The sequence below is a fragment of the Cedecea neteri NBRC 105707 = ATCC 33855 genome, from assembly GCF_001571265.1.
Lineage (GTDB): Bacteria > Pseudomonadota > Gammaproteobacteria > Enterobacterales > Enterobacteriaceae > Cedecea > Cedecea neteri.
In genome coordinates, this window is record NZ_BCTL01000022.1 from 83,917 (window position 1) to 97,020 (window position 13,104).

At 55.0% G+C, this 13,104-nt stretch carries 11 protein-coding genes; 5 read left to right on the forward strand and 6 right to left on the reverse strand.

Annotated elements, in window-relative coordinates; translation table 11 throughout:
- Nucleotides 1–108: 108 nt before the first annotated feature.
- Nucleotides 109–996, reverse strand: a complete 888-nt coding sequence (locus tag CNE01S_RS10620) for a LysR family transcriptional regulator (RefSeq protein WP_061275826.1) — start codon at nucleotides 994–996, stop codon at nucleotides 109–111.
- Between the two features lie 107 nt (nucleotides 997–1,103).
- On the opposite strand from CNE01S_RS10620, the gene CNE01S_RS10625 reads away from it, so the two are divergent.
- Nucleotides 1,104–2,081, forward strand: coding sequence for an NAD(P)-binding domain-containing protein (locus CNE01S_RS10625; protein WP_061275828.1), 978 nt, complete (start codon nucleotides 1,104–1,106; stop codon nucleotides 2,079–2,081).
- 54 nt (nucleotides 2,082–2,135) lie between these two features.
- On the opposite strand, the gene CNE01S_RS10630 is transcribed toward CNE01S_RS10625, so the two are convergent.
- Nucleotides 2,136–3,245 (reverse strand): ABC transporter substrate-binding protein, encoded by a 1,110-nt coding sequence (locus CNE01S_RS10630; RefSeq protein ID WP_061275830.1) that lies wholly within the window; start codon nucleotides 3,243–3,245, stop codon nucleotides 2,136–2,138.
- A 246-nt stretch (nucleotides 3,246–3,491) separates the two neighbouring features.
- Here CNE01S_RS10630 and tyrP point away from each other — a divergent pair, with 246 nt between their 5' ends.
- The 4 genes from tyrP to CNE01S_RS10650 all read left to right on the forward strand — a co-directional run bounded on the left by tyrP (nucleotide 3,492) and on the right by CNE01S_RS10650 (nucleotide 8,731).
- Nucleotides 3,492–4,703, forward strand: a complete 1,212-nt coding sequence (gene tyrP / locus CNE01S_RS10635) for a tyrosine transporter TyrP (protein ID WP_061275832.1) — start codon at nucleotides 3,492–3,494, stop codon at nucleotides 4,701–4,703.
- A 191-nt stretch (nucleotides 4,704–4,894) separates the two neighbouring features.
- Nucleotides 4,895–7,036: a TonB-dependent siderophore receptor gene (locus CNE01S_RS10640; protein WP_082763206.1), complete on the forward strand. Its 2,142-nt coding sequence runs from the start codon at nucleotides 4,895–4,897 to the stop codon at nucleotides 7,034–7,036.
- Nucleotide 7,037: 1 nt separating this feature from the next.
- Entirely contained in the window at nucleotides 7,038–8,135 is a 1,098-nt protein-coding gene (locus CNE01S_RS10645; RefSeq protein ID WP_061275835.1) for an ABC transporter substrate-binding protein, read from the forward strand.
- Nucleotides 8,136–8,236: 101 nt separating this feature from the next.
- Nucleotides 8,237–8,731, forward strand: coding sequence for a P-loop nucleotide/nucleoside kinase family protein (locus CNE01S_RS10650; protein WP_061275837.1), 495 nt, complete (start codon nucleotides 8,237–8,239; stop codon nucleotides 8,729–8,731).
- 26 nt (nucleotides 8,732–8,757) lie between these two features.
- Here the strand turns inward: CNE01S_RS10650 and pptA are convergent, their stop codons facing one another.
- The 4 genes from pptA to betI form a co-directional block, all read right to left on the reverse strand.
- Nucleotides 8,758–8,988, reverse strand: coding sequence for a tautomerase PptA (pptA, locus tag CNE01S_RS10655; RefSeq protein WP_038472275.1), 231 nt, complete (start codon nucleotides 8,986–8,988; stop codon nucleotides 8,758–8,760).
- Between the two features lie 103 nt (nucleotides 8,989–9,091).
- Nucleotides 9,092–10,777: a choline dehydrogenase gene (gene betA / locus CNE01S_RS10660; RefSeq protein ID WP_061275839.1), complete on the reverse strand. Its 1,686-nt coding sequence runs from the start codon at nucleotides 10,775–10,777 to the stop codon at nucleotides 9,092–9,094.
- Between the two features lie 19 nt (nucleotides 10,778–10,796).
- Nucleotides 10,797–12,269 (reverse strand): betaine-aldehyde dehydrogenase, encoded by a 1,473-nt coding sequence (betB, locus tag CNE01S_RS10665; protein ID WP_061275841.1) that lies wholly within the window; start codon nucleotides 12,267–12,269, stop codon nucleotides 10,797–10,799.
- A 17-nt stretch (nucleotides 12,270–12,286) separates the two neighbouring features.
- On the reverse strand, nucleotides 12,287–12,880 hold the full coding sequence (gene betI / locus CNE01S_RS10670; RefSeq protein WP_061275843.1) for a transcriptional regulator BetI: 594 nt from the start codon (nucleotides 12,878–12,880) through the stop codon (nucleotides 12,287–12,289).
- Between the last annotated feature and the right edge of the window lie 224 nt (nucleotides 12,881–13,104).

The window sequence follows — 13,104 nt, forward strand, 5'->3', positions numbered from 1 at the left end:
AAATACAAATGCATATTTTATATTTTTTAAATATTAGAATCTACGCAGTATATTCTGATTTACACCAGGGTAATTACCTGATGCACGTCAATAAGACTTTTTGCGTTTTTATTGCCACGTCTTAAGAAAGTCCAGAAAAGCGCGGAAAGCGGCGGACGGATGCTTACGATTCGGGAAATAGAGGTGAAAACCTGGCAACTCGGGCAACCAGTCATCCAGGACGGAAATCAACTTCCCGCTTTTAAGATACGGTTCGGCCATCTCCCGCAGCACATAGGCCAGCCCCACACCGTTAAGCGCCATGTCGAGAGCAATATCCAGGTCGTCCACGACCACGGGTCCACGCACAACGACCTCCTCACGTTGTGAGGCTTGTTCAAAATACCAGCCAAAAGCTTTCCCGCTGGGGTAACGGAATTGAATACATTGGTGTTGAGTTAATCCTTGTGGCTCGGTCGGGGAACCGTGAAGCGCAAAATACTCTGGCGTGGCGACAACCGCGTAGCGTACCGGCGGGCCTAAAGGGATCGCCTTCATGTCCTTCTCTATGACCCTGTTTAGCCTCACGCCTGCATCCAGCTGCGCCTTCACGATATCCACCAGCCGATCGTCCATCTGCACTTCAACCTGAATGTCAGGATACTGACGGGTAAAGTCGGCAATCAGCGGCGCAAGCTGCAGCCTGCCGCCCTGCCGCACGGCATTGAGCCGAATAACGCCCATTGGCGTATCGCGGTAAAGGTTAAGCTCGTCCAGCGTGAGGCTGATGTCGTCAAAAGCCGGCGCGACTTTGTCATAGAGTTTTCTGCCTGCCTCGGTGAGCGACACGCTGCGCGTAGTGCGGTTGAAAAGTCTGACTTTAAGCCTCTCTTCCAGCTGACGAATAGAGTGGCTGACGGCCGAAGGCGTTAAGCCAATGTCTTCCGAGGCTTGCCGAAAACTGCGGTACTTCGCCACGATCACGAAATAGCTGAAATCCACCAGCTTGATGCTCATTAGTGAATATTCCTCACTTCCCCAAGAAAATTCATGATCTTTATTACACACCAGACGGGAGATAAAGTCTCGCCATCGCAACGTTGCGAGCGAAAAAGAGGTTTAAGATGAAAAACATCAAGTTAGAGAAAGTCTTTATCGCCGGTGGCTACGGCATGATCGGCTCTGCGATTGCCTGCCAGATTCGGGAGCATTTCCCTGCTGCCGAGCTGATCATTGCGGGCCGCAATCCGGAAAAAAGCACGAAGCTTGTCGAGCAGTTAGGTTTTGCCAGTTCAGCGTTTATCGATCTTGCTGGCACAGAGGTTCCTGAACAGGCCGCCCACGCGCAGCTTATTATTGCCGCCGTGCCGGATCCTAAAAACCTGCTGGCGGAATTTGCCATCAGAAATAACATCGCCTTCATCAATATCACCCAAGCCTCCGGCGACGATATTTTGCCGTTGCTGAATTTAACGCAGCGCTACCAGCCCACTCAGCCCGTTGTGCCGCTGGGCTATTACGAAGCGAGCATGTTTCTGCCCCTGGTCGCCCTGCTTGCCGCCGATTTTCGTGCCGTTGACAGCGTGAATCTCTCTGCCCTTCACGACCCTGCAGATCCGCTGGGTGAGCTTTCCACTAGCGAATTAGGCAATGAGCTTGCGCCCGCGCTAATTCGCCAGTCCGGCAACTGGGAACGTTGTTCGGCACCACGTGAGATTACGCTGCACAATGGCGAACGAGTTCAAGGCATGCCGTTCAACATTCTGGATACCACTGCGGTGGCGGCGATGACCGGAGCAACTTCCATCAGGTTAGATATTGTCAGCGGAACGTCGACAGGTATGCAACAGCGCGGCACGCCGTCTATTGATCTGTACGTTGATATTGCCGGAACGGATAGCGCCGGAGCGCCTGTCGAAAAGCGGATTATCGCTTCCAACCCATTCGGGCAGGCTCATATGACCGCATTTGGCGTTCTGACGGTGATTAAGGCGATGCTGAAAAGTGATAAATGCGGCCTGCTCACCGCAGAAGCGCTGCTGGACATGCCAGGGGCGCTGCAGCAAATGAAGGATGCGGGAATCAGCATTTCCCGGGACTGATAAAACAAAACCCGCCCATAAAAAGGCGGGTTTTGTTTTTCTTTGCTCTTTAAATCACTGTTTCTTATACGAATAGCTCAACAGAATCGGATCGTCAGGGATCTGCGTGAACTGAGTAATTATCTGGTGGTAATCCGCCGTAGGGTCAAGATCCTGCAATTTTTGCGGATACAGGTCTTTGGCCAAAATCTCCATCCCGATGATGTTATACGGGTGATTATAGAAGTGGTGGTAAACGCCATACACTTTGCCCTCTTTTACCGGCTCAATGCTCTGGAACGTGGTGCGAGCCAGCAGCTTATCAAAGGTAGCATTCACTTCCTGCGGCGTGCCGCCATAGCCAAACGGTAACACGCTCGGGTTCGGGCGTTTGGAGCCAGACATAATATAGACGTCAGGCTTCATGGCGATTATCTGCTCCATCGACACAAACCCTGCGCTGCCCGGCAGTAGCGTAGATCCAATGTTTTTCCCGCCTACGGCTTCGACCAGCGCGCCCCAGCCGTTATGCCCGTGGGTAAAACAGCAGTTTTCGGTGTTGCCGGCAATCGGCTCAATAAACACGGTCGGTTTATTTTTAACCTCGGCGGCAACCTGCTGGATGCGGGTCAGGTGCTGCTGATAATAATCGGTGTACTCTTTGGCGCGTTGTTCCTGATTAAGCACGGTGCCCAGCAGCTTCACGCTGTTGGCGGTGTTTTCCACCGGGTGCAGCTCATAATCAACAAACACTACGGGAATATTCAGTTTCTTAAGCGACTTGATGACACCGGTTTGCTCGAGCGCAGGCTTGGCCCGCAGTTGCGCAATCATGATGTCCGGCTGTTGGGCCAGCACGCTCTCAAGGTTAACTTCGCCCTGGTCGCTAAAGCCCATATCAATAATCTTTGTGGCTTCCGGCCATTTGCGCTTCAGCACGTCCCAGGTTTGGGTGTCCTGCTTTTTCGGCAGATTATTCCACGCAACAACGCGCTTGAACGGGTCTTCGCGATCGAGCAGAGCGAGGGAAAGAATGTCCCGCCCGTCCTGCAATATGACGTGCTGCGGTTCTTTTTCAATCGTAATTCGCTGGTTATCCATGTCGGTAACCGTGATGGGATAAGTGGTTGCGCCGCAGCCCGCCGATGCGAGCAGTAACCCTGTCAGGACCAAATTTGCTTTCATTGATTGATGCTCTCCATGAGAAAGAGATTAGTTATTATTACTATTTATATTAATAAAGCCTTAATTTCCCACGACATGGCAAGTACTGATTGGTTTAATTTTATTACGTGACAACGTCACCATCACTTAATCTAAATCGTAAACATAACGATACACGCCGCGTAACCCTCATTTGACGCATCTACGCTTTTCCCTTACCCTGCGCGGCATAATTGCATACAGCTCTTCGTAAATTCAGAGGGAAGCGTGAAGAACAGGACTCTTGGCAGTGTTTTCATCGTGGCGGGAACCACAATTGGCGCAGGAATGCTGGCGATGCCGCTGGCTTCGGCGGGCGTAGGGTTTGGCGTCACGCTGCTGATGCTCGTCGGCCTTTGGGCATTGATGTGTTACACCGCGCTGCTGCTGGTAGAAGTTTATCAGCACGTCTCTGCGGACACCGGCCTTGGCACCCTCGCCCGGCGCTATCTTGGCCGCCCCGGGCAATGGTTAACCGGTTTTAGCATGCTGTTTCTGATGTACGCGCTCACGGCAGCCTACATCAGCGGCGCAGGTGAACTGTTGGCCGCAAGCCTCAGCCAGTGGCTTTCTACGACGATTTCTGCAACCTCCGGCGTATTAATGTTTACCGTGGTCGCGGGTGGGATTGTCTGTGTTGGCACCCACATGGTCGACATGTTTAACCGTGTGTTGTTTAGCGCCAAAATCATTCTGCTGGTGGTGATGCTGGCGCTGATGATGCCGCATATCCACCACACCAACCTGCTGACGCTGCCGATTGAGAAAGGCCTGGCGCTGTCCGCTATTCCGGTGATTTTCACCTCGTTTGGCTTCCACGGCAGCGTGCCGAGCATTGTCAGCTACATGAACGGCAATATTCGTAAGCTGCGCTGGGTGTTTATCGTCGGCAGCGCTATTCCACTGGTGGCCTATATCTTCTGGCAGCTCGCCACCCTCGGCGCGATTGACTCTGCTACCTTTACCGGGCTGATGGCCGAACACTCCGGGCTGAACGGGTTCCTGCAGGTCGTTCGCCAGGTTGTCGCCACCCCGCACGTGGAGCTGGCGGTGCATCTGTTTGCCGACTTCGCGCTGGCGACCTCGTTCCTTGGGGTTTCCCTGGGCTTATTCGACTACCTGGGCGATCTCTTTGCCCGCAACCGTAAAGCCTCTGGCCGCCTGCAAACCGGGCTGATGACCTTCCTGCCGCCGCTGGTCTTTGCGCTGTTTTACCCGCAGGGATTTGTGATGGCGCTGGGTTATGCGGGCGTGGCGCTGGCGGTGCTTGCCCTGCTGGTTCCTTCCATGCTGGTGTGGCAGAGCCGTAAGCAGCACGCCGAGGCAGCCTGGCGAGTCGCGGGCGGTAAACCGCTGCTAGCGCTGGTCTTTGCCTGCGGCATCGCGGTGATTGTTATTCAGTTCTTAATTACCGTCGGCCTGCTGCCGGAAGTCGGGTAATCCCCTTCGTATTTACGCGGGACGCTCGTCCCGCGTTCCTCTCTTTTTCTGCATATTCCCCGCTAAATCATCAGGATTTTGGATAAAAAACCAGTAATTATGTAAGCAGAGTTAATATTGTAAATGCTAATTATTGTCATTATCATCTCAATTCCCATTATAAAATCGCTTCAGTTCAGATAAACAACATCATGAATCGCATTCCTTTTGGTTCTACTTTCGTTCGCCAGGCACTTCTTAATTCAAAGTTATTAATCATTTCAACCTTCATCGTTGGCGCCCCGGCTTTCGCCGCCGACAAACCGAAGGAAGACACCTTAACCGTGGTCGCTAACGCGAACCCGGACGGCTCCCCAACCAGCTATACCCAGGATGACTCTACTATCGCCTCGCGCAGCAAAACGGCGCGCAGCGAAATCCCGCAGTCCGTTAGCGTGGTCACGCCGCAGGTGATTGACGATTACGCGGTCACCTCGGTCAACGACGCGATGAAGTTCGTCAGCGGCGTCACGCAGAGTAATACTCTCGGCGGCATCGAAGATGGTTTTGTCAAACGCGGGTTTGGTTCGAACAGCGACGGTTCCGTATTTATCGACGGGGTACGCAGCAACCAGGGCCTGGCGATGGACTCCAGCATCGACCATGTCGAGGTGCTGAAAGGCTCAGCCTCCCTGCTCTACGGCATTCTGAACCCCGGCGGCGTGATCAACCTCGTCAGCAAGAAACCGCAGTACACCTGGAACACCCACGTCAGCGGCACAAGCAGCAGTAACGGCGGCGGTTCCGGCATGGTCGACGTGACCGGCCCGCTCGGCAACGGTTTCGCCTTCCGCCTGGTGGCTGAACGCCAGCACGAAGATTACTGGCGTAACTTCGGCACCGATGAGCACACGTTGATTGCCCCGTCGCTCAGCTGGTACGGCGACAAAGCCTCCTTCAACATCAGCTACGTGGAATATAAGTTCGACATTCCTTATGACCGTGGCACGGCGTTTATCAACGGTAAACCGCTGAACATCCCTTACGATCGCCGCATCGACGATTACGCCAACCACGCCTGGGGCAAGAACAAACGCCTGACGACCAACTATTCGTACAAGCTGGATGATACCTGGGAAACTAACCTGAACTACGCCTGGATGCAGCGCCGCTACGACAGTAACGAAGTACGCGCCACGGCGGTCGATCCTAATAGCGGCCTGGTTTCCCGCCGCGCGGATGCTAACCGTGGCTTTAACCACCAGACGGATTACGCTTCCTGGGACATCAGCGGCAGCCCTGAACTGCTGGGTATGACCCACGACATCACCCTGGGCGCGGACTACGAGCAAAACGAAACCTACAAGAAGTATTCCTACCGTGGGAAGGTGACCAAAACCTTCAATATGTATAACCCGGTGTACGGCGTCTCGCCGGTCACCAACGGCAGCACCTATAGCGATTCCAACAGCAATCTGCGCACTAATCTCTACAGCCGCTCCGTGTTTGCGAAAGACAGCATTCATTTGACCGACCAGTGGATTGCCGTGCTGGGTGGCCGCCTGCAACGCTATACCCAGACCTCAAGCGCCGGTTGGGTAAATCCGCAAACCACGCTGGAAGACCGGGGCAATGCTTTCCTGCCGCAGCTGGGCCTCGTGTACAAGATCGTGCCTGACGTTTCGCTGTACGGCAGCTACAGCAAATCATTTACGCCCTCGACACAGACCGACGATAACGGCAACGTCGCCTCCACCGAAAAAGGCACTACCTGGGAAGTGGGCGCGAAATGGCAGATGTCACCACACCTTACCAGCAGCCTGGCGCTCTACCGCATTGATGAAAAAGACATGTCGGTGTTTATCAACGGCGTTACGCGCAACATCCCGAAAGCGCGTTCAACCGGCGCGGAATTAGAGCTTAACGGCGAAATTGCGCAGGACTGGAACCTGACGGCGAACTACAGCTATGACAAAACCGAGATTGTTGAAGACAACGTTAATCCGGTGAACGTCGGCAACCGCCTGGTGAATGCCCCAACGACCATGGGCGGCCTGTACCTCAGCCATACCCTGCGTTTCTCCTGGCTGCCGGGTGAATTACGCCTGGGCGGCGGCGGGCGCTATGTTGGCAGCCGTGCGGGCGACCCGGAAAACAGCTTCACCATGCCGGCTTACACCGTGGCGGACGCGTTTGTGGCCTGGGACAGCAAGCTGGTCGGCAAAAATACCGAGCTGAAGCTGAACGTCAAAAACCTGTTTGACCGCGAGTACTACGAGTCCAGCGCCGGTAACCTGCGCGTTATTGAAGGCGAACCGCGCACCGTTTATCTCTCCGCCAGCGTGGATTTCTGAGATGAAAAAGTCGCTGTTACTTGCGGCTCTGCTGGCGCTCAGCGCCGGCAGTCAGGCCAAAACGATTACCGATATCCTGCAGCGTAAGGTTGAAGTGCCGGATAACCCGCAGCGCCTTGTCGTCGGTGAAAGCCGAATGATTTATACCCTCGCCCTGGTGGAAGACGGTAACCCGGCGAAGCGGGTAGTCGGCTGGCCTGCGGATTTACAGCGTCTGGATCCGCAGACCTGGAACCGTTACACGGCGGCCTTCCCGGAGATCGGAAACATTCCGGTTATCGGCAACAATAACTTCTCGCAGATAAGCGTCGAGAAAGTTATCGCCCTGCACCCGGACCTGGTGATTTTGCCGATCTACGCTAAGAAAGAGAGCAATCACGACAGCTTTCTAAACCAGCTAACGCAGGCGCATATTCCGGTGATTTACGTTGATTTCCGCGTCGATCAGCTGAATAACACCGTCCCGAGCCTGCGTATTCTGGGCGAAGCGCTCAACGACCAGCCGAAAACGGAAAAATTTATTGCCTTCTATCAGCAGCATATGGAGAAAATTGCCCAACGGCTGGCTGAGGCTAAACCCGTGAAGCCCACGGTCATGCTGCAACTGCATTTAGGCGATAAAAGCGACTGCTGTACCACCGTCGGGCGCGGCAACCTGGCGGATCTACTGGCCTTTGCCGGCGGGGATAATATTGCCGTCAGCCGCTTCCCCGGCGTTTATGGCAAGATTTCCCCGGAGGCGCTGCTGACGGTGAACCCGGATATTTACATTGCGACCGGCAGCGCCGGGCCGGATCAAAAAGGCAGGCTGCAGCTTGGCTCCGAGGTGACGGCGACTCAGGCTCGGCAAAGTTTTACCCAGGTGCTTAGCCAGCAGAAAGTGATTTCGAATCTGAACGCTATCCAGAACGGAAAAGCCTGGGCGGTATGGCATAACTTCTACCTCTCGCCGTGGCACCTGCTGGACGTTGAGTTCTTTGCCAAAACCTTCCACCCTCAGCTGTTTGCGGATATGGATCCGCAGCAAACGCTGGATGAAATAAATCAGCAGTTCCTGACCGTTAAAGAAACGGGAACATACTGGACGAAGCTGAAGTAACACTCTGGCGGGTCTACGCCTGACCCGCCATTTTTACCAGTTGTATCTTTCGCTCCGCAGGTAGACAGTGGTGCAGACATAACCCTTACCCTGAGGCAGAGATGTCAACTTCCCCCCATAGACCCACGCTTCACCTTTTATGCGGCAAAATCGCCGCCGGTAAATCCACGCTAAGCGCAAAGCTGATGGAAGCACCCAATACCATTCTGGTCAGCGAAGACGGCTGGCTTGCCGCACTTTACGGCGAGCAGATGCAGAGCGTGGCGGATTACGTGGCGTGCTCAGGCAAGCTGAAAAATGCGCTAACGCCGCATCTGGTTTCCCTACTGAGGAACGGGCTATCAGTGGTGCTCGATTTTCCGGCCAATACGCTGGCAAACCGGCAGTGGATGAAAACGGTGATTGACCAGGCCGGGGCAGATAATCGCCTGCACTATCTGGACGTGCCTGATGACGTTTGTCGGGAGAGATTGCGCGCCCGCAACAGCAGCGGAACTCACGATTTTGCCGCTACGGACGCGCAGTTTGATTTGATTACTCGCTACTTCGTTGCGCCCGATGAGCGTGAGGGTTTTACGATAATCCGGTATGCATAAGGTGACATTGTCACCTTTAATATCACTTACAGGCTGTAGCCCGGCTTCTTAAGCAGCGCGTCCATCTCGGGCGCGATCTGCGTGTCCCAGACCTCTTCTTTCCAGCGTGACTGCTCAATCATCTTCAGCGCCACGGACAGCGACTCGTCCTTCGAGCCGAAGTGCTTTTTCAGCACGTCACACATTTCGCTGGCCACGGCCTGCTTTTGTTCTTCGGTAAGGTCACGTGGGAAACATTTAATTTCGATATGCGGCACGGTGATTCTCCTTTTTGTTGTTGAACAGTAGTTTTACTGCTTCTCAAGGGGATCGGGCAAGCGGCGGGCAAAAGAAAGGCCAGTTTTTACTGGCCTTTAATGGTTACTGAATTTTGCGAACCGGCTCTTTTCTCACCGGCGACTGTTCCGCCTTGTAATAGCTGGCGGTGCTGCGTGGCAGCGAGGCCTTGCCGCGAATGGCATCGGCAATTTTTTCGCCAATCATAATGGTGGTCGCGTTCAGGTTGCCGGTGATGATTTGTGGCATGATCGAAGCATCGACGACACGCAGCCCCTGCAGGCCGTGAACCCGGCCTTGCTCATCCACCACGGACATTTCATCGTGCCCCATCTTGCAGCTGCCGCACGGGTGAAAAGCGGTTTCCGCATGGTTACGCACAAACTCATCCAGCTGCTCGTCCGTCTGGCAGTCAAGACCCGGGCTGATTTCACGCCCACGGTATTTATCCAGCGCAGGTTGCTGCATGATTTCGCGGGTAATACGAATCGCATCACGGAACTCGTGCCAGTCCTGTTCGTGAGACATATAGTTGAACAGAATGCTTGGGTGCTCGTGCGGATCGCGCGACTTCAGTTTCACGCGGCCCCGGCTTGGGGAGCGCATAGACCCCACATGGCACTGGAAGCCGTGCTCTTTCACCGCGTTCGAACCGTTGTAGTTAATCGCCACCGGCAGGAAGTGGTACTGAATGTTCGGCCAGCTAAATTCTTCGCGGCTGCGGATAAACCCGCCCGCTTCAAACTGGTTGCTCGCACCAACGCCGGTGCCGTTAAACAGCCACTCCGCGCCGATTTTTGGCTGGTTGTACCATTGCAGCGCCGGGTAAAGCGACACCGGCTCTTTGCATTCATACTGCAGGTACATTTCCAGGTGATCCTGCAGGTTCTCGCCTACGCCCGGCAGGTCATGTACCACAGGGATTTCCAGGCTTGCCAGGAACTCGGCATCACCTACCCCGGAACGCTGCAGGATCTGCGGCGAAGCAATCGCACCTGCGCTCAGCAGAACTTCTTTCCGCGCTTTCGCCACGGAATGCACGGTGCTTTCGTTCACCAGATATTCGACGCCAACCGCGCGCAAACTATCAAAGATGATGCGGTCGGTGGTTGCGTGCGTCACGATGGTCAGGTTTTCACGCTTCTTTGCCTCATCGAGATAGCCACGGGCGGTGCTTGCGCGGCGGCCTTTTGGCGTCACGGTGCGGTCCATCGGCCCGAAGCCTTCCTGCTGATAACCGTTCAGATCGTCGGTACGCGGATAGCCCGCCTCGACGCCTGCCTCAATCATCGCGTGAAACAGCGGATTATTGCCCTGCTTAGGCGTGGTGACGGACACCGGGCCTTCGCCACCGTGGTAATCGTTTGGGCCGATATCGCGGGTTTCCGCTTTACGGTAGTACGGCAGGCAGTCCAGATAGCTCCAGTTCTCCAGCCCCGGCATCGACGCCCAGTTGTCGAGATCCATCGCGTTGCCACGGATGTAGCACATGCCGTTAATCAGGGATGAGCCACCCAGCCCTTTGCCGCGCCCGCACTCCATGCGGCGGTTATTCATAAACGGCTCCGGGTCAGTTTCATACGCCCAGTTGTAGCGCTTGCCCTGCAGCGGAAACGCCAGCGCCGCAGGCATTTGAGTGCGAAAATCAAAGCGATAATCCGGGCCACCGGCCTCAAGCAGCAGGACGGTGGTGTCGGGATCTTCCGTTAAACGTGCAGCTAAAACATTACCTGCGGAACCCGCTCCAATAATGATGTAATCAAATTCCATTCATCCTCCTCAGGTGGGGTTAAAAGATTGACTGATAGGTGCCCATCTCCAGTTGGATTGACTTAACTTGCGTATAGCTTTGCAGCGTCATCAGGCCATTTTCACGCCCGATGCCGGAATGCTTGTAGCCGCCAACAGGCATTTCTGCCGCCGACTCGCCCCAGGTGTTGATCCAGCAAATCCCGGCTTCAAGCTGATGGATAACGCGGTGCGCCCGAGTGAGATCGTTGGTGACCACGCCGGCCGCCAGGCCGTAATCCGTATCGTTGGCGCGGCGAATCACTTCCTCTTCTGTTTCGTAGCTGAGGATCGACATCACCGGCCCGAAGATCTCTTCGCGGACGATTTTCATTTCATCGCGGCAGTCGGTGAAGACGGTGGGCGCAACCCAGGCCCCGTTATCAAAATCTCCGCCGCGCAGTTTGTCACCGCCGCACAGCAGCGTGGCGCCCTCTTCACGACCGGACTCGATGTAGCGCAGCACGTTTTCGCGGTGCGGGAAGCTGACCAGCGGACCAAAGTTAGTTTGCGGATCCATGACGTCACCGGCCCGAATACGGCCGACGCGTTCAATAATTTTCTGCTCAAATTCGGCTTTCAGCGCGGCGGGAATAAACACGCGGGTACCGTTGGTGCAAACCTGGCCGGAACTGTAGAAGTTGGCCATCATCGCGATGTCCGCCGCCAGGTTGAGGTCGGCGTCGTCGAAGATAACCAGCGGAGACTTGCCGCCCAGCTCCATCGTGACCTGCTTCAGCGTAGAACCCGCCGCGTTTGCCATCACCTTCTTGCCGCTGACAACGCCGCCGGTGAAGGAAACTTTGGCGATGCCAGGATGTTCCGTCAGCAGTTGTCCGGTTTCAGCGCCAAGCCCTGGTAAAACGTTAAAGACGCCGGCCGGCACGCCCGCTTCGGTGTAGATCTCTGCCAGCTTAAGCGCGGTAAGCGGCGTCACTTCGCTCGGTTTGAAGATCATCGCATTACCTGCCGCCAGCGCGGGGGCGGACTTCCAAAGCGCAATCTGAATCGGGTAATTCCACGCGCCAATACCTGCCACCACGCCCAAAGGCTCCCGGCGGGTATAGACAAACGAGCTATCACGCAGCGGGATCTGTTGGCCTTCAAGGGTGGTTGTCAGCCCGGCGTAATACTCCAGCACGTCGGCGCCGGTGACGATGTCCACGCTCGCGGTTTCGCTGAAAGCTTTGCCGGTGTCGAGCGTTTCCAGCTTGGCCAGCTCATCGTTACGCTCGCGCAGAATGTCGACCGCGCGGCGCAAAATGCGTGCACGCTCAACGGGCGTTTTTGCCGCCCATATTTTTTGCCCTTTCTTCGCGGCTGCCACGGCGCGATCTACGTCTTCACGGCCTGCGGCCTGAACGACCGCCAGCACTTCGCCATTGGCCGGGTTGATGGTTTCGAAGGTTTTGCCGCTGATCGCATTTACGTAAGCGCCGTCGATATAAAGCTGTTGTTCACCAAATCGGGACATATCCTCTCCTCGCTAAATTAGGTTTTCGCCGCAGCAAGATGCTGATTAATGAATTGCGTGGTCAGCACGCTCGCCGCTTTGCGGTCAAATGGTTTGCCGCTTAAGGCCGCGCGCAGCCAAAGGCCGTCTATCAACGCCGCTAGGCCATAGCCCGCCAGCCGGGCCTCCTGCTTCGGCAGCTCGCGTCTGAACTCGGCGGTGAGCGTGGATAGCAGGCGACGGCTGCTGACCTGCTGTAAGCGATACAGCATCGGCTGGTGCATGCTGCTGGCCCAAAATGCCAGCCAGGCTTTCATCGCCGCGCTGTGGGTCTGCGTCTCGTCAAAATTTCCGTCGACGATGGCGCACAGCCGCCGTTCAGCAGAAGCGCCGGGCAATGCCTTCAGTCTGCCGACGACCGCATCGCGAAGCTGGGTCGTCACATCACGCATGGTGGCTTCCAGCAGGCCGTTCTTGTCCTGGAAGTAGTGGCTGATGATGCCGGTTGATACCCCGGCCCGGCGGGCGATTTGCGCCACCGTCGCATCATGCATACCCACTTCATTTATTGCGCTTAGGGTGGCGTCAATCAGCTGTCGCCGCCGTATCGGCTGCATACCTTTTTTGGGCATGGCCTCGCTCCATTCATCAATTCTTGTTATCTATTTAAACTTTTATTGATTGAACGTTCAATATAAAATGTGTATTAATTGTTACGCAAAGGCAAGAAAACAGCGAGTTATTCATGTTCTAAACTATAAAAATGAGGATTTTATTTGAATGAATTCAATAAATTAATTTAACATCACAATTTAAGACCATAAATTTATTATGGAATTGTTAAAAAGCAATCTCA